The organism is Chryseobacterium gallinarum, assembly GCF_001021975.1.
In the GTDB taxonomy this organism is placed as follows: Bacteria; Bacteroidota; Bacteroidia; order Flavobacteriales; family Weeksellaceae; genus Chryseobacterium; species Chryseobacterium gallinarum.
This window is the reverse complement of record NZ_CP009928.1, coordinates 1,533,566-1,555,623: the sequence shown is the minus strand read 5'-3', so window position 1 is coordinate 1,555,623 and position 22,058 is coordinate 1,533,566. Positions and strand designations below refer to the sequence as shown.

At 37.7% G+C, this 22,058-nt stretch carries 22 protein-coding genes; 13 read left to right on the top strand and 9 right to left on the bottom strand.

Features of this window, described 5'->3' with window-relative positions; translation table 11 throughout:
- Positions 1-41: 41 nt before the first annotated feature.
- A complete protein-coding gene (locus OK18_RS06960; protein WP_053327546.1) occupies positions 42-482 on the bottom strand; it encodes a DUF6646 family protein in 441 nt (146 codons plus the stop codon).
- Positions 483-698: 216 nt separating this feature from the next.
- On the opposite strand from OK18_RS06960, the gene OK18_RS06955 reads away from it, so the two are divergent.
- Positions 699-1,451 carry a nitrilase-related carbon-nitrogen hydrolase gene (locus tag OK18_RS06955; RefSeq protein WP_050021848.1) on the top strand — a complete coding sequence of 251 codons (753 nt, stop codon included), beginning with the start codon at positions 699-701 and terminating at the stop codon, positions 1,449-1,451.
- Positions 1,452-1,504: 53 nt separating this feature from the next.
- On the opposite strand, the gene OK18_RS06950 is transcribed toward OK18_RS06955, so the two are convergent.
- The 4 genes from OK18_RS06950 to OK18_RS06935 form a co-directional block, all read right to left on the bottom strand.
- Entirely contained in the window at positions 1,505-1,804 is a 300-nt protein-coding gene (locus tag OK18_RS06950; protein WP_050021849.1) for a thioredoxin family protein, read from the bottom strand.
- 16 nt (positions 1,805-1,820) lie between these two features.
- Positions 1,821-2,195 (bottom strand): rhodanese-like domain-containing protein, encoded by a 375-nt coding sequence (locus tag OK18_RS06945; protein ID WP_050021850.1) that lies wholly within the window; start codon positions 2,193-2,195, stop codon positions 1,821-1,823.
- Position 2,196: 1 nt separating this feature from the next.
- Entirely contained in the window at positions 2,197-3,606 is a 1,410-nt protein-coding gene (locus OK18_RS06940) for an MBL fold metallo-hydrolase (protein WP_050021851.1), read from the bottom strand.
- A gap of 196 nt (positions 3,607-3,802) precedes the next feature.
- Positions 3,803-4,879: a hypothetical protein gene (locus OK18_RS06935; protein ID WP_053327545.1), complete on the bottom strand. Its 1,077-nt coding sequence runs from the start codon at positions 4,877-4,879 to the stop codon at positions 3,803-3,805.
- A 135-nt stretch (positions 4,880-5,014) separates the two neighbouring features.
- Here OK18_RS06935 and OK18_RS06930 point away from each other — a divergent pair, with 135 nt between their 5' ends.
- From OK18_RS06930 to OK18_RS06875, 12 genes are all read left to right on the top strand, one after another.
- Positions 5,015-6,541 (top strand): helicase HerA-like domain-containing protein, encoded by a 1,527-nt coding sequence (locus tag OK18_RS06930; protein WP_053327544.1) that lies wholly within the window; start codon positions 5,015-5,017, stop codon positions 6,539-6,541.
- 162 nt (positions 6,542-6,703) lie between these two features.
- On the top strand, positions 6,704-7,927 hold the full coding sequence (locus OK18_RS06925; RefSeq protein ID WP_050021853.1) for a 3'-5' exonuclease: 1,224 nt from the start codon (positions 6,704-6,706) through the stop codon (positions 7,925-7,927).
- Positions 7,928-8,164: 237 nt separating this feature from the next.
- Complete coding sequence (gene lysA, locus OK18_RS06920; protein WP_174441950.1) at positions 8,165-9,364, top strand: diaminopimelate decarboxylase; 1,200 nt, start codon at positions 8,165-8,167, stop codon at positions 9,362-9,364.
- Between the two features lie 269 nt (positions 9,365-9,633).
- Complete coding sequence (locus OK18_RS06915; protein ID WP_053329311.1) at positions 9,634-11,367, top strand: thiamine pyrophosphate-dependent enzyme; 1,734 nt, start codon at positions 9,634-9,636, stop codon at positions 11,365-11,367.
- Between the two features lie 119 nt (positions 11,368-11,486).
- The gene (locus OK18_RS06910; protein ID WP_053327543.1) at positions 11,487-11,966 is read left to right on the top strand and encodes a hypothetical protein; all 480 of its coding nucleotides are present in this window, start codon (positions 11,487-11,489) and stop codon (positions 11,964-11,966) included.
- A 170-nt stretch (positions 11,967-12,136) separates the two neighbouring features.
- Positions 12,137-13,573 (top strand): tRNA (N6-isopentenyl adenosine(37)-C2)-methylthiotransferase MiaB, encoded by a 1,437-nt coding sequence (miaB, locus tag OK18_RS06905; protein WP_053329310.1) that lies wholly within the window; start codon positions 12,137-12,139, stop codon positions 13,571-13,573.
- A 9-nt stretch (positions 13,574-13,582) separates the two neighbouring features.
- Complete coding sequence (locus OK18_RS06900; RefSeq protein ID WP_050021855.1) at positions 13,583-14,098, top strand: hypothetical protein; 516 nt, start codon at positions 13,583-13,585, stop codon at positions 14,096-14,098.
- On the top strand, positions 14,070-14,867 hold the full coding sequence (locus OK18_RS06895) for a tetratricopeptide repeat protein (protein ID WP_050021856.1): 798 nt from the start codon (positions 14,070-14,072) through the stop codon (positions 14,865-14,867). Before OK18_RS06900 ends, OK18_RS06895 begins: the two co-directional genes overlap by 29 nt.
- Positions 14,868-14,899: 32 nt before the next feature.
- On the top strand, positions 14,900-16,189 hold the full coding sequence (locus OK18_RS06890) for a sigma-54 interaction domain-containing protein (RefSeq protein WP_050021857.1): 1,290 nt from the start codon (positions 14,900-14,902) through the stop codon (positions 16,187-16,189).
- 12 nt (positions 16,190-16,201) lie between these two features.
- Positions 16,202-16,906 (top strand): DUF4013 domain-containing protein, encoded by a 705-nt coding sequence (locus tag OK18_RS06885; protein ID WP_053327541.1) that lies wholly within the window; start codon positions 16,202-16,204, stop codon positions 16,904-16,906.
- On the top strand, positions 16,896-17,447 hold the full coding sequence (locus tag OK18_RS06880) for an LptE family protein (protein ID WP_053329309.1): 552 nt from the start codon (positions 16,896-16,898) through the stop codon (positions 17,445-17,447). The genes OK18_RS06885 and OK18_RS06880 overlap by 11 nt, the downstream gene beginning before the upstream one ends.
- Position 17,448: 1 nt before the next feature.
- Positions 17,449-19,455, top strand: a complete 2,007-nt coding sequence (locus tag OK18_RS06875; protein WP_053327540.1) for a hypothetical protein — start codon at positions 17,449-17,451, stop codon at positions 19,453-19,455.
- Between the two features lie 16 nt (positions 19,456-19,471).
- On the opposite strand, the gene OK18_RS06870 is transcribed toward OK18_RS06875, so the two are convergent.
- The 4 genes from OK18_RS06870 to OK18_RS06855 all read right to left on the bottom strand — a co-directional run bounded on the left by OK18_RS06870 (position 19,472) and on the right by OK18_RS06855 (position 22,050).
- Positions 19,472-20,077, bottom strand: a complete 606-nt coding sequence (locus OK18_RS06870; protein WP_050021861.1) for a DUF4126 domain-containing protein — start codon at positions 20,075-20,077, stop codon at positions 19,472-19,474.
- Between the two features lie 257 nt (positions 20,078-20,334).
- Positions 20,335-20,706: a ribonuclease P protein component gene (gene rnpA, locus OK18_RS06865; protein ID WP_053327539.1), complete on the bottom strand. Its 372-nt coding sequence runs from the start codon at positions 20,704-20,706 to the stop codon at positions 20,335-20,337.
- Complete coding sequence (locus OK18_RS06860) at positions 20,706-21,431, bottom strand: tRNA threonylcarbamoyladenosine dehydratase (protein ID WP_050021863.1); 726 nt, start codon at positions 21,429-21,431, stop codon at positions 20,706-20,708. Before OK18_RS06860 ends, rnpA begins: the two co-directional genes overlap by 1 nt.
- Complete coding sequence (locus OK18_RS06855; protein ID WP_053327538.1) at positions 21,424-22,050, bottom strand: TatD family hydrolase; 627 nt, start codon at positions 22,048-22,050, stop codon at positions 21,424-21,426. Before OK18_RS06855 ends, OK18_RS06860 begins: the two co-directional genes overlap by 8 nt.
- Positions 22,051-22,058 lie beyond the last annotated feature (8 nt).

Sequence of the window (22,058 nt, the reverse complement as noted above, 5' to 3'; positions counted from 1 at the left end):
TCCCGAAACGAGAAGCTTTGTCATATTTAAAGACGTTTTAATTATAAATTGAAAGAAACTCCAAGACTTCCGTTGTTTCCCACCTCAGCAAATACGCCGATTTTTTCAGTGAAAAAGTAACGAGCCCCGATATGTGCTCCGATTCCAAAATCTTTCCCGAGTACTCCTACATCCACTCCCGGATAAATATCCCATTTTGCGGGAAGATTCAGGGCATCATTCAAATGAAAATTCAGCCTTCCAAAAACAAAAACACGATTGTCTTTATCATTGTCTTTATAATTGCTGAAATAAGCATTCAGACCACCTCCTACTGAGATCAGTTTGTTAAGACCATAATCATAGGTTCCTGTAATTCCGGTTCCATACCCCCAGGCATTCAGACCCAGTTGAATTTTTTGATCTCCTTTTCCGGTATAGGCCTGGGCATTAGCCATTGCTCCACAAAAGAAAATCATCACCATAAAAACCAATTTCTTCATAAATTTCTATTTTTTTAATGATTGTAATAAAAAATATCTGCATCAAAAATAAAACCGAAAGATATTTAATACAATAAAATTGAGAGACTTTAATAAATTATTAAGAAATTTCAACCATAAAATAGCATATCTGGGGATGATCTATTCCTTCGGATATTATTTTGTAATATAAAAGATGTATTTTTATACATCATTATAATAATTAAAAGTAAAGTAATGAAAGTTGTAGGACTCAATTTGGATATCATCTGGAAAAATAAGACTGAAAATTTTGAAACAATAGAACGTGAGCTTCAGAATCAGGAAGCAGATTTATTTATTCTTCCTGAAATGTTTTCCACAGGCTTCTGTATGGATGCTTCAGAAGTTTCAGACAGGCATGAAGAATCCCTCGGGTTTTTGAAAAAAATTTCAAAAGAAAAAAATGCTGCATTTTGTGGCAGCGCTCCGGTTGAGCAATACGGGAAATTTTATAACAGAATGTATTTTGTACAGCCCGGAGGAGAAATATCATTCTACAACAAGCGCCATTTATTTTCCTTTTCCGGAGAAGATAAGGTGTACACTCCGGGAAAAAACAGGATCATTGTAGAATATAAAGGCATACGGTTTCTGCTCCAGGTATGCTATGACCTTCGCTTTCCTGTTTTTGCAAGAAATAATGATGATTATGACGCTATATTATATGTTGCCAACTGGCCTGAGAAAAGAGTAGAGGCCTGGGAGCACCTTCTAAAAGCAAGGGCAATTGAAAATCTATCTTTTGTTTTTGGATTAAACAGAATAGGAACAGATGGGAATAAACTGTTTTATCAGGAAAGTTCTCATTGTTTCTTTGCAGACGGGAAAGAAATTTCACAAAAGACCGGAAATCTTGTATCTGCGGAATTGAATAGGGAAGAGCTGGATGATTTCAGAAATCATTTTCAGTTTTTAAATGATCGGGATAGCTTCTCAATCCAGTTATAAGATAAAAGGGCTGAGATCGGATTTACCGTCTTAGCCCTTTTATAAGTATTTAATTAAGCATATTGCTGCAAAAGCTGGGTCAATGTATTCACATCATGTACTCCGCTTTCTTTCCATAAGAGTTCCCCGTTTTTAAAAATGGCCAGTGTAGGAACACCACGAACTCCGTATTGTGACGCTAAAGCCGGATATTGATCTACATCTACTTTTATAATCCTGGCTCCTTCGCCGATATTTTCTTTTACACTGTTTAAAACTGATGACTGTACTTTACATGGCTGGCACCATGTTGCAAAAAAATCGATAAGTACGGGCCTTTCAGAATTAATAATTTCCTGGAATTTTTGTGACATAATTGGTCGTATTAGTTTATTTATTGCTGGCTTCGTCCTGGATGGCTTTTACGTTTTTCCAGCTTGTTCCGTCATAGACTTCCACTCCGTTTTTCTTTAAAATTTCCACAGCCTGATCTGCCTGTACACCTTTATTGCAAAAAACAACCACTTTTTTACCTTTTAAACTTTCCAGATTATTCTGAATTGTAGATAAAGGAATATTAATGGCATTTTTTGCCGTTCCTTCAGCATATTGTTCAGGTATTCTTACGTCTACCAAAGTGGTTTCTGAACTGTTTATTACCTCTTTAATATCTGCTTTGGACGTTTCTGCTACATGGGTTGTCTGGCAAGCGCTTAACAAAAAGGCTGAAATCAGAGCCGCTCCTTTTAATCCGGTCTTTCTCATTTTATGAGGTTTTGGATTGACATACAAAATCTGTGGTTGGAAGTTTTCCTGTTTTTTTAATTCCATTAAAACCACCTTCAACCTCTGTGAAATTTCTGATACCATGAGAGTTTAAGATGCTTGCAGCGATCATACTTCTGTATCCGCCGGCACAATGAAGGAAGAAGTGTTCGGAATCATCTATACTACGGGCCCAGTCACTGATAGTGTCTAAAGGTCTGTTGTATGCATTTTCAATATGTTCTGCAGAATATTCTGTCAGTTTTCTGACATCAATAATCCTGGCATTTTCTGTAAATTGTTCAGCAAATTCAGCGGGGGTAATCCTTTTGATTTCATCAGTTTCTTTACCGGCATTCTTCCAGGCCTCAAATCCGCCTTTTAAATATCCTGCTACATTATCAAATCCTACTCTGCTAAGCCGGGTAATAACTTCTTCCTCTGTTCCCTCATCCGTTACCAGTAGTAAAGGATGTTTTACGTCTACTATCAAAGTTCCTACCCATGGGGCAAAATCTCCTTTCAGTCCTATATTGATGGAGTTCGGGATAAATCCTTTGTGGAAATCAGCGGCTCCTCTTGTATCCAATATTAAAGCTCCCGTTTCTTCTGCCAAAGCTTCGAAATCCTCAGCATCAACAGGATGAAGGCCTTTGTCCATTACTACATCCAGACTTTCATAGCCACTTTTGTTCATAGCGACATTCATCCCGAAATATTTAGGAGGCGCGGTAAGGCCATCAAGTACTTCCTTAATGAAAGAAGCCTTATCAGGCTGGTTAAGTGCGTAATTGGTTCTTTTTTGGTTGCCCAGAGTATCCACGGTCTCTTTCTGCATATTTTTTCCGCAAGCAGAGCCGGCACCATGTGCAGGATAAACGGTGATGCTATCACTCAAAGGCATTATCTTATCCTGGAGGCTGTCATACAGGATCCCGGCAAGGTCCTCCTGGGTAAGGTTGGTTGCCTTCTGAGCAAGATCGGGTCTTCCCACATCTCCTAAGAAGAGTGTATCACCTGTGAAGATAGCGGTCTCGGTACCATTTTCATCAATTAAAAGATAAGTGCTGCTTTCCATAGTGTGTCCCGGAGTATGCAGAACTTTTATTTTTATTTTCCCGATTTCAAAAATCTGGGAATCTTCCGCAATGATAGCCTCAAATTCAGGAGCAGCTGTAGGCCCGTAAACAATAGGGGCACCTGTTTTCTTGCTTAGATCCAAATGTCCTGATACGAAATCAGCATGGAAGTGTGTTTCAAAAATATACTTTAAAGTGACATTATCTTTTTCCAGACGATCCAGATAAGGCTTTACTTCTCTTAGAGGATCAATAATGGCTGCTTCATTTTCTGAAACAATATAATAGGCACCCTGAGCCAGACAGCCCGTATATATTTGTTCAATTTTCATTGGGTCTTTTTTTTATTAGTTAAAGATACAAAGTATTAGATGAAATGTAAATGAAATGTTAAATCCAATCGATAGTTTCTTTCAATATTACATTCTCAGTAGCTTCCTGAGCCCTTTAATTTCAGCAAAAAGAATGCCTTAGATTATGTTAATTTGTAAATGCTGTTTTTTATCATGTTATCGGAATATGACCCATTTATTCATTCAATTTATAGTAAATTTTATAAAAGGTTTCGCTAACGTTTTCTGAAATGTCCTTATCTATTCTAAATTGAATATAATCATCTTTATTATCCGTTCCTTCTTTATAGTTGATGAGCCCATTATATTTATAATAAATATGATCTTTAATTCTTCCATTATCTGCTATTCTGAGCATTTCGCTGAAATATTTTTTTGTATCATCATGCATAGGCCAATTCTTTTCATGGGCCTTATAGAAATCCAGCATTTTCTCAATAGAATACACTTCAGAGTCGATGTTCATATCATTGAACCCTGTTAAAAGTTCTTTTTTTTCCAAATTTTTTCCTAACCACTCTATTTTCGCTTCTGCTGCTGCAATAGTTGCATGAAGCATCATGGAGTCTCTTTTAACTACAGGAGACAGAATAATACTTGGTGTTTTATCGATGGGCAATGTTTTTTTAGATGCAATATTTAATAGGTCAAAGTAGACTTCTGTTTTGTTTTTTAATTCTGCTAGCTGATCTTCAGTCATCTGATCACTAGACACCCTGACTTTAAAGTTCCAACCACCGCATTCATAGATAGAAAGAAGAGATTTTTTATCTCTATATTTTACTCCTTTGAAAAAGTCAGATTCTCCCATAGAGTGATCAAATATTGAATAGATGTAATTTACTTTAATCTGATTATTAGACAAACTTCCAAAGGAGGGACGCAAATCAGTTCCTTTATTAGAATTTTGATTAAGAGCTTCCTCATAATATGAAAAGGAGTCCCTGAGCATTTGATTGTCAATTGCCATCTGGGGATAGAGATAAAGTGTAATTACGGTTTTGGATTTCTTATCTTTTTGCTGTACATAGCTTACTGCTACATGCTGATTTTCCTGGTCATAAGAGAATATTGCTTCTCTCTGAAAGCCAGACCATAGCTCCGGAAAAATAGTAGAGGTAGACTGATGGGTGAAATCTCCTTTTACAGATAAATTGACCGGCAACTTACGTTGCTGAGAAAAAAGAATAGTAAATAGAAAAAAGAAAATAAGAGATAAATTTTTTTTAAACAAGACCATCTGTGAATACATGTATTGTGCTTTTTATCGCGAAGTTACATATAAATCTGGTGAATCTGAAAACAAACCTTAATGATATAATATGGTTTATATTATCAAATATTTTATAAAAACTTTTATATTTATAAGTTAAAAAAAAGAGAGCAAATGGCAGACAAAGCACAATTTATTGAAGAATTAAATGCTAGATATACTCCAAAAGGAGAACATATTATATTAGGGAAAGGGATGTTGAACGGAGAAGTTGTTCCCGAAGTGAATGTTACCATTCCATTAAAAACTATTAACCGGCATGGTCTTATTGCAGGAGCAACGGGGACCGGGAAAACCAAAACGTTGCAGGTTTTTGCAGAACAGCTTTCCCATGCGGGAATTCCGTCACTTGTTTTAGATATCAAAGGGGATTTTTCAGGAATAGCAGAACCAGGGGTGATGAATACCATCATTGAAGAAAGATATGCCAAAACGCAACTTCCTTATAACCCACAAGGTTTTCCGGTAGAACTGATGAGCATTTCAGGAGGAAAAGGGGTAAAGCTGAGAGCTACCGTTACAGAATTCGGGCCGGTTTTATTAAGTAAAATATTAGAATTGAATGATACCCAGCAGAGTATTATGTCAATTGTTTTTAAATATTGTGATGATAAAGGACTGCCTTTGATCGACCTTAAAGACCTTAAGAAAGTTCTGCAGTACGTCACAGACAATGCTCAGGGAAAAGCTGAGCTGGCAGCCAACTACGGATCCATAGCGCCGGCTTCTTTAGGGGCAATTTTACGATCAATCGTCGCATTGGAACAACAGGGAGCAGCAGATTTCTTTGGTGAACTAAGTTTTGATGTACAGGATTTGCTTGCCACAAGAGATGGAAAGGGAGTGGTGAATATTTTAAGGGTATCCGATATTCAAAATAAGCCGCAGCTCTTTTCTACCTTTATGCTTTCGCTTTTTGCGGAGATTTATATGACATTTCCTGAAGAAGGGGATAGTGGAAAACCAAAACTGGTATTATTCATTGATGAAGCCCACCTGATTTTTGATGAAGCGTCAAAAGCACTTCTTTCGCAAATTGAAACAATGGTGAAGCTGATCCGGTCCAAAGGAGTTGGAATTTATTTTATTACCCAGATCCCTGGTGATGTCCCTGAGAATGTGTTGTCTCAGCTGGGACTGAAAATACAACATGCGTTAAGAGGCTTTACAGCGAAAGATAAAAAAGAAATTTCCAAAGCCGTGGAAAATTATCCTACAACAGAATATTATAATGCTTCAAGTCTTATACAGAGTTTAGGAATTGGAGAGGCGTTTGTTACGGCTTTAGATGAAAAAGGAATCCCTACTCCACTGGTGCATACCTATCTTATTTCTCCGGAATCGAGGATGGATGTTCTGAACGAAGCTGAAGTTTCGGAACTTACCGGAAAATCTGCTTTAGTAGCCAAATACGAAGAAGCATTGGATAAGGAGTCTGCTTATGAAATACTAACCAGCAGAATGGAGCAGGCAGCCCAAAATCCTGCCCCAACCCAGAAAACAAAGCAGGTGAAAGAAGAGCCGGGGATGTTTGAACAGGTATTACAAAGCCAGGCAGGAAGAACCTTTACCAATACTTTAATGAGAGAAGGGGCTAAAGCTATTCTTGGTATGTTTGGACTGGGAGGACGGAAGAGATAATGCAATATATGGCTGTCTGCCATGTTTTGATATATTTTTTTGTTATTTTAGCAGGTTGTCTTTAAGAATGAGCCAATGTATGGAGGAATATTCCCTAAAGGCCGGCTTACTTAATGAGGACAAAAGCTTACTATAAATTTAAAAGCAGTTAACGGGAATTAAATGTATTCAATTATAGATATAGAAAGTAATGGTGCAGGTTATAGGCATGAATGCATTATAGATATTGCCATTTACAAATACGATGGGCAGAAAATTACTGACCAGTTTATCTCTCTTGTAAATCCTGAAAGCGACATCACTCCTTTCGTACAGAAGCTGACCGGAATTACTCCCAAAATGGTAAAAACGGCCCCGAAATTTCATGAAATTGCCCGCCGGGTGATTGAGATTACGGAAAATACTACATTGGTAGGTCATAATATTGAGTTTGACTACAGAATGCTGCGCCAGTCTTTTAAAAGGCTGGGGTATGATTTTAAAACCAATACGCTGGATACCATTCCATTGGCTAAGAAACTGATTCCCGAAGAGGTAAGTTACTCATTGGGGAAACTTGTCAAGTCATTGGGAATCCCACTCACGAACCATCATAGAGCGGAAGGAGATGCAAGGGCAACGCTGGAACTGTTCAAGCTGCTGATTTCAAAAGATACGGAAAATGAGATCATTCAGAAGCAGCATGAAGAAACCAATGCGAAAACCTACATCAATAAGATAAAAGAGCTAACCCAGGATCTTCCTAATGATAAAGGATTTGTCTATTTCCAGGATGAAGCCGGCCGTATTATCTTTTCCGATTATGTTCAGGATATTAATAAGTTTTCGAAAAAGGTTTTCAATTCCAAATCTAAAAAATGGGAACAGATTCAGAAGGATGTTGAACAGATCAATTTTGAACTTACAGGAACGGATATTATTGCCAAGCTGATCCTTAATTCTAAAAATATCAAAAAGAAAGAGGTACTGCCTTTCGGGCTTTATTTTAGGAACAATAAATATGTTGTCGAAAAAAATAAACTCAACAAAACAGAGAAGCCAATCCTGAAATTCAGGTCTTTCACCCAGGGAACAAAAGCCAGCCAGTTTATTGAAGCTATGGCAGAATTCGGAGATGCTGCCGTACTGAAACAGAAGATAGAATTCAAAAAAAGAAATGAACTCTGGCTGGGCGCGGGAAGGAAATTAGGAGAGAAGTTGTTTTTAATTATAGAAAACGGCAAAGTAATATCCTTTGGCTTTTATGAACTTTTCACCCAGATACAAACCCTCAGTAAGCTGGCTAAATTGAAAATTGACCTTCCGTTATCCTCAGCAGATCTGAACAACGAATTGCAGCTGGCACTGCTTCGTGGTGATTTTGAGACATTACCATTACCAAAATGATCAACAAAGAACAGGGTGCTTTTCCAACCAATTTCCTCAGAATAAAAAAATAAATAGTATTTTTGCAAAAAATAAAAGAAGCAATGCAAATTTTTAAACAAATTAAAACTGGAAAAAAGGGAGCTGTAAAGTTCTCTAAGGTTTGGAATATTTAAAAGACTTGTCTTGCATAAAAAATAATTAATGTGGCAGGCTCTTTTTCGAAGAATCTGCCTTTTTTTATGTTAAAATGAAATTATGAATTCAAAAGAATTATTAAAGATTGCCAATGAGTTTGGCACCCCGGTGTATGTGTATGATGCGGAGTCCATCAAAATTCAATACGAGAAACTTACATCTTCTTTTTTAAAACACACAAAGTTCTTCTACGCAGCAAAAGCGTTGACAAACATCAATATCCTTAAGTATGTCAAGAACCTGGGTGCTTCTTTGGATTGTGTATCTATTAATGAGGTTAAACTTGGATTAAAAGCAGGATTTCCGAAGGAAAAAATATTGTTTACCCCAAACTGTGTTGACCTGGCTGAAATAGAAGAGGCTATGACCTTCGGAGTTCATATTAACATTGATAACATTTCTATACTCGAACAATTCGGGAATAAATACGGAAACTCTTATCCAATTTTTGTAAGAATCAATCCGCATATTTTTGCAGGAGGAAACTATAAAATTTCAACAGGGCATATCGATAGTAAATTCGGGATTTCCATCCACCAGCTTCGTCACATTGAAAGAGTGATGAAGAGCACCAATGTGAATGTTGAAGGGCTTCACATGCACACAGGGAGTGAAATTAAAGATCCTGAAGTATTTCTCCAGGCTTTGGATATTATGCTGGAGCTTTCTGAACATTTCCCTAACCTGAAATATCTGGATATGGGAAGCGGTTTTAAAATTCCCTACCAGGATAGTGAAGAAGAAACAGACGTTAAAACACTTGGTAAAAAAGTAGAAAGAGTACTTGGGGAGTTTTCAAAATCAACCGGAAGAAAATTCGAATTATGGTTTGAACCGGGGAAATTTTTAGTGGGAAAAAGCGGATATCTTTTAGTGAAAGCGAATGTGATTAAGCAAACGACAGCTACGGTGTTTGTAGGAGTCAATTCCGGTTTCAATCACCTGATCCGTCCGATGTTCTATGATTCTTACCATGTAATTGAAAATTTATCAAATCCGAAAGGAGCTGAAAGAATTTATACAGTAGTCGGCAATATCTGTGAAACGGATACTTTCGCCTGGGATAGAAAACTGAATGAAGTACGTGAAGGAGACATTCTTGCATTCCATAATGCAGGAGCTTATGGCTTCGAGATGAGCTCAAATTTCAATTCAAGATTAAAACCGGCAGAAGTTTTATTCTTAGACGGAAAAGCTCATCTGATCCGTAAAAGAGATGAGTTTGAGGATTTATTGAGAAATCAGATCGAAGTTATTTAAATCAAAACATATAAAATGAGCGGCTGTCCTTTGGGCAGCCGTTTTTGTTCCCAACTTAAAAATATTATGAATTTTGGGTTTTGATAACAAAGAATTTCGTTGGTAAACCTAACAGGTTTTTCAAAACCTGTTAAGTTTAATGATAATAAAATTACAAATTTTTAACATTGAAATTCTACGGATGGTTCAATTTAATTGGTTAAATTTGATAGAAATACAGGGTTTTAATGCTGTATTTCATCCAAAAAATAACCACCAAATCTATTAATATGGCTAAGAATATAGCAGAGCAGATTGTTGAAATGCTCGAAAACGCTAATGTGAAAAGAATTTATGCAGTAACGGGAGATAGTCTCAACCATCTGAATGTTGCAGTCAAAAAAAGCAGTATAGAGTGGATTCATGTGCGGCATGAGGAAGTGGGCGCCTATGCTGCGGCGGCTGAAGCAGAATTGGATGGTTTTGCCGTATGTGCAGGAAGCTGTGGCCCCGGCCATGTGCATCTTATCAATGGGGTGTACGAAGCGCACAAATCGCACGTTCCGATGTTGGTTATCGCTTCAACGATTCCCAGTGATGAAATGGGAATGGATTACTTCCAGGAGACCAATACAATAAAATTGTTCGATGACTGTAGTTATTATAACCAGATGATTACAAGGCCGGAGCAGGTGCAAAGGATAGTGCAAACCGCCATACAGCATGCCATTTCCAAAAAAGGTGTTGCCGTTATCGGGCTTCCGGGGGATGTTTCTGAATTAGATGCCGAAGAAGCTACTACTTCTAACCGGGTTTTTAAAACAAATCCGGTAATCAGGCCTTCTGATGATGAGCTAAAGCATCTTGCCGCCCTCATTAATGAAAGTGAAAAAGTAACCATTTACTGCGGAATTGGCGCTGGACATGCCAATGCTGAAGTGGTACAGCTTTCCCAATGGCTAAAAGCCCCTGTAGGATATTCTTTCAGAGGAAAAATGGCCATCCAGCCTAATAATCCTAATGAAGTAGGCCTCACCGGATTGTTGGGGCTCCCATCCGCCTACCACGCCATGCATGAAGCAGATTTAGTCCTTCTTTTGGGAACAGACTTTCCTTACCAGAAATTCATGCCCGTGAAAAATAAAATCGTACAGATAGAGGAGAGTCCTGAGAGGTTAGGAAGAAGGGCAAAACTCGAGCTGGGGCTTACCGGTGACGTTAAAGAAACCATCAACGCCTTGTTTCCCCTTTTGAAAGAGAAAACGGATGTTCATTTTCTGAATGAGCAACTGGCCTTTTATGATAAAGTGAAAGAAAATTTGATGACTTATGTAAAAGACTATGGTAAAGAAGATGCCATCCAGCCGGAATATGTGGCCCATACTTTGGACCGGCTGGCTGAGAAAGATGCGATTTTTACTGTAGACACGGGAATGTGCTGTGTATGGGGCGCCAGATTTATTACAGGGACAGGAGAAAGAAAGATGCTGGGCTCATTTAATCATGGCTCAATGGCTAATGCAATGCCCATGGCCATCGGAGCAGCTTTAGCTCATCCCGGAAAGCAGGTGATTGCAATGTGTGGAGATGGAGGATTGTCTATGCTATTGGGAGATATGGCAACTATTTTTCAATATAAATTGCCTATAAAACTTATTGTTTTCAATAACAGAGCCTTAGGAATGGTAAAGCTTGAAATGGAAGTAGGAGGAATGCCGGATAACGAAACAGATATGATAAACCCTGATTTTGCGTTGATAGCGCAGGCAATGGGATATCCCGGAAAAAATGTTCATAAGCCTGAGGATGTCGAAAGTGCTATTAATGAATGTCTGCATTATAACGGACCTTATCTTTTGAATATCTTTACTAACCCCAATGCATTGGCTCTTCCTCCAAAAATTGAATTAGATCAGGTGATAGGAATGACAAAATCGATGGCGCAACTGATGCTTGGCGGTAAAATGGATGAGGTCCTGGAAACAGTAAAGACAAACTATAAACATATTAAAGGATTGTTGTAGTATCTCTTAAAATTTACTACAATAACCACCAAAGACTTCGTACACCGTGCGAAGTTTTCTTTTTTATAAGAAAGTTAAATATTTACCTTTGCCCAATAATTAATGAATAAAATAAAGTTATGAGAACTATACTTTTATTTTTTGCCTTTTGTATAGCTGGTTTTTCCTGGGCACAGGATCTTGAAGACAGGGATGATTCCTTTATCATAGAGAATAATAAAAATCTTTTTAAAATAGATATTAAAGAACCTTTCCTGCAGGTAGCGGTGAAATGCAATGATTTTAACCCGGCTTCTTTTGAAGGAGGAGCGTCCGCATACAAGGATATATTAAGCAAATATATGTACACCTATCTGAACGCAGACTTTTATACGTTAAGCGGAGACTTTACTTTTACCTTAACGATTGATGCAACGGGAAAGGTAGTGGATGTAACAGGCTTTCCAAAGGTCCTGAACAGTGAGGTTTTTTTTGATGATATGCAGTATGTGGTAAGAAGGATAAAGAAAAACTGGGCTCCTGCAACCTGTGGTCGGCAGCCTGTAAAATCCGAGATGAAGTTGAAAATGAACTTTTCTTCTTTATCTATTGATATGTAATTTGCATTGAAAGACCAAATAAAGGAGTTCTCATACAAACTGATTCAGAATATCCCTGATTTTTTTAATTGATATAAGCAGCATAAACCCCTGCCATTCTGTCACAATATTTTGTATCTTTGCAGACTCATCCGTTCGTATTTTAAAATACGAACCTTAAATTGATTGCTGTGCAGGAAAAATATATAGACGAAACAAAACAGGGAGAAGCTTTTGCAATTGCAGAAAGACCTGAGAATTCTAAAAAACTGTTTTTGGAAAGCTATGGTTGCCAGATGAATTTTTCTGACTCCGAAATTGTTGCATCCATACTTAATGAACAAGGGTATAATACCACCATGAAGGTGGAGGAAGCAGACCTTATTCTGTTAAATACATGTTCCATCCGTGAAAAAGCAGAACAGACTGTAAGGATGCGTCTTTCCCAATTTAAGAATCTGAAGAAAGAAAAACCGAATATGACGGTCGGTGTTCTAGGGTGTATGGCGGAGAGGTTAAAAACAAAATTTCTGGAAGAAGAGCAACTGGTGGATCTTGTTGTAGGACCTGATGCATATAGGGACTTGCCTAACTTATTGAAAGAAACCGAAGATGGAAGAGACGCTATCAACGTTATTCTTTCCAAAGAAGAAACCTATGCCGATATCAATCCGGTCCGTTTAGGAGGAAACGGAGTAACAGCCTTTGTTACCATTACCAGAGGCTGTGATAATATGTGTACCTTCTGTGTGGTTCCATTTACGAGAGGAAGAGAAAGAAGCCGTGATCCACATTCAATTATTGATGAATGTAAGGCTCTTTGGAACAGCGGGTATAAAGAAATTACCTTGTTGGGACAAAATGTAGACTCGTACTTATGGTATGGAGGTGGTCCTAAAAAAGACTTTGCCAAGGCCTCTGAAATGCAGAAAGCAACAGCGGTAAACTTTGCGCAGCTGCTTGATCAGGTGGCTAAAGCAGTACCGGAAATGAGAATCAGATTCTCAACTTCCAATCCTCAGGATATGAGCCTGGATGTATTCAGGATGATGGCAAAACACGACAATATCTGTAAATACGTACACCTCCCGGTACAGAGCGGAAGCAATAATATGCTGGTAGCCATGAACAGGCAGCATACCCGTGAAGAATACCTTGATTTAATTAAAAAGGCGAAGGAAATTGTTCCTGATGTTGCCTTTTCACAGGATATGATCGTTGGATTCTGTAATGAATCTGAAGAAGATCATCAGGATACATTAAGTTTAATGAAAGAAGTGGAGTATGACTACGGATACATGTTCGCTTATTCAGAAAGACCGGGAACGCCTGCGCACAAAAAAATGGAAGATAACATTCCTGCCGACGTAAAACAAAGACGCTTGGCAGAAGTTATTGCATTACAGGGAGAACTTTCCAGAAAAAGAATGAAATCTTATGTGGGAAGAACCCATCAGATTTTGATCGAAGGCACCTCTAAAAAGAACGAAAACCAATGGAAAGGAAGAAATTCCCAGAATGCAGTTTGTGTTTTTGATAAGCTTGAAGGACAGAAAATAGGTGACATTGTGGACGTTTTTGTCTATGACAATACCCAAGGCACACTTTTGGGAAAGATAGTTGAATAATTCAGAGCTATGAAAAGCCTGTATCTCTTTGCATTGTTTACTTTTATCCAGATGTCTTGTCAGGCTGAGAAAACCGTAAGCAAATATCCGGATATTGTAGGAGATATAGTCTTTGATGAAAAGCTTGATGAACCAGGTTTTAAGAAGTGTGGAGCCCGAAAGGATAAGCCTTTCAGCTTTCAATATTATCACGGGCCAAAGACGTTCGGGTATAAGGGTGAAAAAATCGCTATTATTGAAAAACTTAAAAAAGAAAATATATTTTCAGAAAAGAAGGTCAATGGTTATATTACCGTTAGATTTTTGGTAAATTGTGAAGGAAAAACAGGATTGTTCAGGCTCAGGCATATGGATTCAGATTTGAAAAATATTTCTTTGGACGAAGATCTGGAAAATAAGCTGTTGAAATTCACGCAATCATTAAACGGCTGGATGCCGAAAGAGATAGAAGGTTTAAAAGTAGATTACTATCAATATTTAACCTATAAAATTGAAAATGGAAAAGTTTCAGAGGTATTACCTTAGCTTTTTGTTCCTTATAGTATACACCAATACTATTGCACAGGTAAACTGTAATGCAATAGAGGGTGAGGACTGTAAAAAAGCCTGTGAACTTTACAACAAAGCTTCAGATTTACAGGGTTTCCGGGAATCCCAGGAAGACTTTGATAAAGCAATCGAGCTTTGTCCCGGTTTCTCCAATGCTTATATGGAGAAAGCGGTACCCTATCTCAAAAACGGTGATTTTGCAACCTGGAAAATACTGATTGATAAAGCAGTAGCCTTAGAACCCCAAAAACATTTGGGGTATAGAGGATGGTGCAAATTTCAATTTTTAGGAGATTATAAAGGCGCAATTCAGGATCTGGAAGAGTTTCGCAGATATTATCCTGAAGACCCTGGCAGATCTTTGAATGGAGATTATCATCTGGATGTGGTGAAAGCTATGTCCTACAGTGCTTTAGGACAGAAGGAAAAGGCTGCCGGAATTATCGAAAGGTTGTTGGCCACAAGAGGATATGTGAAAGGAATGTTCGATCACTACCAATTAGGAGTCACTTATTTCGAGTTGGGAAGATATGACAAAGCCCTGGAAAATTTTGAAAAACAAAGCAAAGAATACGACTTTGCAGAAAATATATACTTTAAAAGTAAAGTTTCTAAAATCAGAAACAAGGATTATTTAGATTTAAAAAGGCTGGCATTACAGACCTATGATGAGGGAAAGACTATGAAAGATGTCTACACCCATCATTTTAACAAAGTCTACAGAAAGCAGATTGAAGAGCTGTAGACAAACTTAAATCAATAATCAAAAATTTACTTATGAGCAACGAGTTACAAAACATAAAGAACCGCTTCGGCATTATCGGAAACTTTCCGGCACTTAACAGAGCTCTGGAAAAATCCATCCAGGTAGCTCCTACAGATATTTCCGTCTTAGTTATTGGAGAAAGTGGAGTTGGAAAAGAATTTATTCCAAAGATTATTCATTCCGAATCCAGAAGAAAACATCAGCCTTATATTGTGGTTAACTGTGGGGCAATTCCGGAAGGTACCATAGATTCCGAATTATTCGGTCATGAAAAAGGAGCTTTTACAGGAGCTACAGCAACCCGAAAAGGATATTTTGAAGTAGCTGATGGCGGTACCATCTTTCTGGATGAGGTTGGAGAATTGCCCTTACAGACGCAGGTCCGTCTTTTAAGAGTATTGGAGAGCGGAGAATTTATGAAAGTGGGGTCATCACAAGTCCAGAAGACGAATGTGAGAATTGTAGCAGCCACCAATGTAAATATGATGAAAGCGATTCACGATGGGAGATTCCGTGAAGATCTCTATTACCGTTTGAATACTGTTCAGATAGATATGCCTCCTTTAAGAGAAAGAAAAGGGGATATTCATTTATTATTCAGGAAATTTGCAATAGATTTTGCAGAAAAATACAGAATGCCTGAGCTTGAGCTTGAGCCCGGTGCAGTGCATTATATTGAAAATTATTCTTTTCCGGGTAACGTCCGCCAGTTGAGAAATCTTGTAGAGCAGATGACCGTTGTGGAAAGAAACAGAAATATAACGGCAGAGAAACTGGCTGAATATATCCCTATGGAAACTCATCTTCCTATGGTGGTGAATTCCCAGGCTAACGCGAAGCAGAGTGATTTTGGAAGTGAGAGAGAAATCATGTATAAGATTCTCTTTGATATGAGGAATGATATTAATGATTTAAAATCCTTAACTTCGGAATTGATAAAGAACAGAGGAACAGCTGACCTGAGCAATCATGAGAAAAACCTTATCAACAGGATTTATACTTCTGAGAATCAGTCGCAGGTGAATCAAGGATCTTTGCTGTATTTTGAAAAAAATAACGATGCGCCGGTTGTTCAGACACCAACAATTATTTCTAATCAGGACGACAGCTATGAAGATGTTGAAGATATAGAAGTTGAAGAAAACAGACCTGAGTCTCTATCTCTTCAGAATAACGAAAAAGATCTGATAATTAAAGCTTTAGAGAAGCATAAGGGCCGCAGGAACAGGGCGGCAGATGAATTGGGAATTTCACAGAGAACTTTATATAGGAAAATAAAACAGTATAACCTGGAAGACTAGACAACATCAATAATGAAAGTAAATTTAGCGCCTAAGCCCATCAATTTTAAGCTTGGAGAATACATCAACAAAGGATTTGATCTTTTAAAGAAAGACTTCGGAAATGTTTTTGTAGCATTTTTAGTATGCCTTATCATGTCTATTATTCCTTTTTGCGGGTTATTGGCAATGGGAAATTTATATAAATACCTGTATAAGCTTAATAGGAATCAGCAGCCCGGTGCAGGGGAGATTTTTGACTTTAAAGATTTTATGCCTTATTTTATTATACAGTTGATTATTTTGGGCGGTGTTTTTATACTTTACATTCCATTGATTATTGTGTTGGCTTTAACGGGAGCTATGTCAGAGAATAATGAATATAATCCACTGGCAATGGTTTTTCTTATTCCATACCTGTTTTTAATGGTGGTGGCTATTTATTATTTTGTATTGAAAGCATTTTACATGGTTCCTTTAATCAGTCTTAAAGGAATTAAGGATATAAAAGAAGCATGGAATATTTCAAAAGTGATGACCAAAGGAAATCTGTTGTCGATTTTTCTTTTTTCATTCATTGTAGGTATTTTATCTCAGGTAGGAATTTTCGCTTGTGGAATTGGTATTTTTCTTACCATCCCATTTTTATATACTGCCAATTATTTTGCTTACGAAGATGCTATTCAACAAATTGAGTACGATGAAATTACTGAAATTGGATCTAAAAATGAATTTTAAAATTAAAAATATCAGTCTTAAACAGCCATTTATAATGATGGTGCTTTTTGCTTTGTTGGGTGTCTTACATTCATGTTACAGCTTTACCGGATCTTCCCTTACGGATGAGAAAACGGTTCAGATTAATGAATTCCCTAATAATGCACCCCTTGTAAATCCGGCATTATCACAGCAGTTTTCTACCGATATCCAGAACAGGTTCCTGCAAAGAACCACTTTGAAAGGAACGAAAGAAAATCCTGATATTCTCATTGAAGGAGAAATTTCAGATTATACCATTTCCCCTACCACGATCAGCTCCAATACCCAGACCAACCCTTCGGGAGGAGTAATCCAGCAGGCGCAGAATAAGCTGACCATCACGGTAAAGGTGCATTATGAAAATAAAATACATCCGGATTCCAGCTTTGACAGGACGTATACAGATGAGGCAACATTCAATAGTAATTTGTCACAAGCTGATATAGAGTCTTCCCAGGTGAAATTGGTAACAGAAAGAATTATTAATAAAATATTTAACGATATTGTAGCGAATTGGTAAGATGAATCCAAGAGTTTTAGAATTATTAAAAAATCCGAAAAATATTCAGTCAGAAGACCTCCATCTTTTGAAAGAAGAGATTCACACTTTTCCTTATATTCAGAATATTAGGGCGCTTCATCTGTATGGAGTGCATTTGTATGATAAAGATAACTATCAGAAAGAACTGTCTACAACTGCAGCCTACACTACGGATAAAAAAATCCTTTATCAGCTGATTAACGGGGTCATTCAACGAAGATCCGAACCTGAAACTGCCGAAGAAAAGCAAATTTCCAAAGGAGATGATACAGCTGTCCGGCACGCCTATAAAGATAAAGGTTTTCCTATCAGAAGAGAGCCGGATTTCAATAAAGGAGAACAAAAAGACAGTACAGCATTTTGTATCTTACCTGCTTCGCATGAAGTGAAATCTATTTATGTCAATGGCGAACGGAACAGGATATTGTTCGAAGGAGAGGAAAATTTCCTGGATGACACCAACTCCGAAAAAATAGATTTAGAATCTACATTGGAGTCCGGGACTTTAGTTACCCAAAAAGTACATACACCAGAATCTTTTACTAAGGAAGAAGAAATTCGGGAAACTCAAACAGAAGAAAATACAGGCGAGAATTTTACTCCTGAGAAAATAATTAATGAGGATAAAATATCATCAGAAGCTGTAGCTGAAGAAGTTAATAACGAACATGAGGTAAGTTTCCATGAAACAGAAGCCTTGTTGCCTGAAATCAATATTGAGGAAGAAACAGGAAAACAGCAGGATCAGAAACTAGCTGATGAGCATGCAGAAATTTCCGGTCCAGATCAGCAAGAGGTTGCTCCGGACGCAGAACTCAGTTTCCATGGAACAGAAGCCTTCATGCCGGATGTCAAGATCCAGGCCAACAATGAAGAAACCCCTGAAGAAACCCCTGCTTCTCAATCCAGTGTAAACAAACACGAGGAAGAGATGAGACGCCTGATTGAAGAAGTTGAGAAAAAAATGAAAGAGTCCAGGTCCGAAGTTTCTGCAAAAACTGAAGAACCGGAAGTAGTTTCTGATCATGAAATCAGCTTTGCCGAAACTCAGAATTTCCATTTTTGGTCAACTGAAAAAGAAGAATTTCCAAAAACCGAAGAAATTAAAGAAGAAGTATTGGACGAGATTCGGGAGGGAGATAAAAATCCGGTAGAAAGGGAAGCAGCAGCAACTGAAGAGGAAAAAGCAGATACACAGGAGATACCATCCGGATGGAAACCAATGAGTTTTGAATCCAATGTGCCGGACTCTTTACTCAATAAGCCAGCAAAGACTTCTGATACTGAAAAACAGGCTACTTCAGAAGAACAGATTTCTCCTGTTGCGGAAACAGAAATCAGTCATGCGGATAACCAGTCTTCAGATGATGAAGAACCTGTTGAAGAGGCCTTACCTATAGCTGAAGAAACCTCCGTGATGGAAGGAAATCAAGGAGATGAAGAAATTAACGATACTGGAAAGAAAAGCGTTGGTGAAGCTCCAAAAGAAGAAGCTCCGGTCATAAACGTTTCATTCTTTAGTACAGATATATCCAGCCTGAATGTTGAAGAAAGGCAAAAAGAAAATAAAGAAGTGCCTAAAAAAGAAGAAACTATGCAAGGAGCTGTGGCAACAACTGTTACTCAATCTTCAGCAGACAGTAACGTTCCGGGATTTATTAATACCTGGCAGAACTGGCTGAAAATTGACAGAAAGGAAGAAATTGAAAAAGAAAAAGCTGAAATTAAAGAGAAGGCTATTGAAACCTTTATTGAAAATAACCCCCGGATAAGCCAGCTTAAAGAGGAAAGTACCTATGTTGTAAAAGAAAAGAATGCTGATATTTCACATTTGATGACAGAAACACTGGCTAATCTTTATTTTGAACAAAAGTTGTATACAAAAGCGATAAAAGCATACGAAATCCTCATCAACAAAAATCCGGAAAAGAAAGAACACTTCAAATCCAGAATTCAGGAGATTAAAGAGTTTAGAAGTAAAAATTAAGATAAAAAAGGTACTGTCAGGACACAGTGCCTTTTTTATTGTCCCGCAATTTGTTCCAAACTTTCCGCCCGAAAACAATAACAAGGACCAGTAAAACGATTGTTAAAATTGCTGCAATAACCGGCATTGCTATTGCCAGCACAGACATAATTCCTGCTCCTGCTGTTTCCGTAGTACCTACCACTGAATTCCCCAACCCACCGGTAGTAGCCGTAGACGCCGCACGTATCCCTGCAAAGCCCGAACTGATTGTAGCAGCAGTTCCTCCGCCTGCAATCAGCGCCAATGCCCACTGTGGAAAGGTTCCCAGATCGGCAAACTGGCTGGCGAATAACACGGATCCTGCAACAGTAGCCATAGGAATAGAAATCGTATCCAGCAGGTGATCTATAAATGGAATATAATACGCTAATATTTCTGCAATAGTGGCAATTCCTGTTGTGATAAGGGTGGGCAGCCCTGCAAGCCATTCAAAATGATCATTCATAGGAATCCAATGAAAATAAGAAGCAAGGCTCACAATGAACATTGGCAGAAAGACTCTGAATCCGGTGGCTGCAGCCAATCCGATTCCGATAAATGCACTGAGTACATAGGAAAGGTAGGGAACATGATCTAACATATTAATTTTCAGATTTATTGTTTTCCTTAAAAATACAAAAAACAGGCGAGATAAGAATAAAATGGATTAAATTAGTTATGAGTGCATCTTTGATAAATCACAAGAAAATAACCACAGATAGGCACTGATTTACACAGATGTTTATGCTTTGAGTTCTTGAGAAACTGGCTGTAATGCGTGATTTAGAGGTCTGCATAATCAGCAAATCGGCGAGAAAAATGTCCCAGGTTACGGGTGAATATCGGTTGCTATGAACTCTATTTCTTCTGTGTTTCACAGAGCTTAATAAACTGTGCTTCCACATCCTGATACTTTTGAGGCATTATAGGGGAAACCCAAAATAACATGGCAACCGTTTTTTCTCCAAAAGCAGTTCTGAAAAGATCTTTATTCAGACGATAGCATTCTCTCAGAAGTCTTTTCAGCCGATTCCTGTGAACCGCTTTTTTAAAATATCTTTTAGAAACAGAAACCCCGAACTTGCTGCTTTCTACAGGAAGAGCAGGCTTATCTTTTAAAATGATTATTCTTAGATTTCCAGAAGTTTTCCATTTACCTTTTTCGAAAAGTAAACTGATCTCATTATTTTTTTTGAGTTTTTCTGCCTTGGTGTATTTGAAGTTCTGCATTAATCTTTTTTCACTAAATAATTGATCACTTCAGCAGCGGCATACAACCCGAAAATAGCAGGGATAAAACTGATCGTGCCATAAAATGATTTTTTGAAGTTACTTCCGTCAGTCATTTTCAGACTTTCTTCCTTTTGAATTTCATTGGAAAATACACATCTGAACCCTTTATTGATTTTTTCCTTTTTTAATCTTTTTCTTACCTGCTTTGCCAGAAAGCAGTTGTGGGTTTTGCTGATATCGCGAACCATTACCATACTCGGATCAGTTTTTCCGCCAGCTCCCATAGAGCTTACGATTTTGATCTTTCTTTTTCTGGCAGCTTTTATAAGGCAGATTTTGGGTGTAACACTGTCGATACAGTCAAGAACATAATCAAATTTATCCCCATCAAGAATCTCATCCATCCTTTCCGGATTCAGAAATTCATTGATTCTTACCAAATGAAGATCAGGATTAATATCAAGAAGTCTTTCGGCAACAACTTCTACCTTATGTTTACCTACGGTGGAGTGCAAAGCAGGAAGCTGTCTGTTGATATTGGTAATATCTACCGTATCACCATCTACAATGGTCATATTTCCAATTCCGGCCCTTGCGAGGAACTCTGCTGCAAAAGAACCTACCCCGCCTAATCCTACAACCAGTACATTTGCTTTGATCAGCTTTTCTAATCCTTCTTCCTTAATCAAAAGTTCAGTTCTTTCCAGCCAGTATTTATCCATTTTTTATAGTGTGTAAATTTTCTAAAATCTGTTCATTGAGTTTGTCCAAAGAAATCCCTTTTATTTCCGAAACCTTTTGATACAATTCGCCGATGTTAAAGTCTTCATTATCAGTTTCAAGAAAGATTTTATTTAAGGGAGTGCTTTTTAAAATATCCTGCAAAGATAAATGATACAAAACAGCTTTTCCAAAACTCAGGTAAAAATTGTTGGCAATGAGATCTTCTGCAATTTGTCTTTTTTTATTAAAACCATGAATGATCATAGGCTGTTCGGCCTTTTTTTTAAAAGAAATTACTTCGTAGAATTTTCTTACACAATGAATAATAACAGGTTTTTTGATCTCGTTGGCGATTTCAATCTGTCTTAAAAAAACTTCTTCCTGGACTTTTTGATCAACAGGCACCAGAGAATCCAGGCCGCACTCTCCAATGGCAAAGCAGTTGTGAAGTATTGTGTCTTTCATCCAATACAGTTGTTTTTCTACATTATGAATGTCAATATCCTGAGGATGAATGCCGATAGAATAAGGGAAATCAGGCGGGCTTTGTCCAAAACCAAGATTATAGATTCCGTTCCGGATATATTTTTTATGATGGTGAAAATCAAAAAATTCCATTTTCAAAA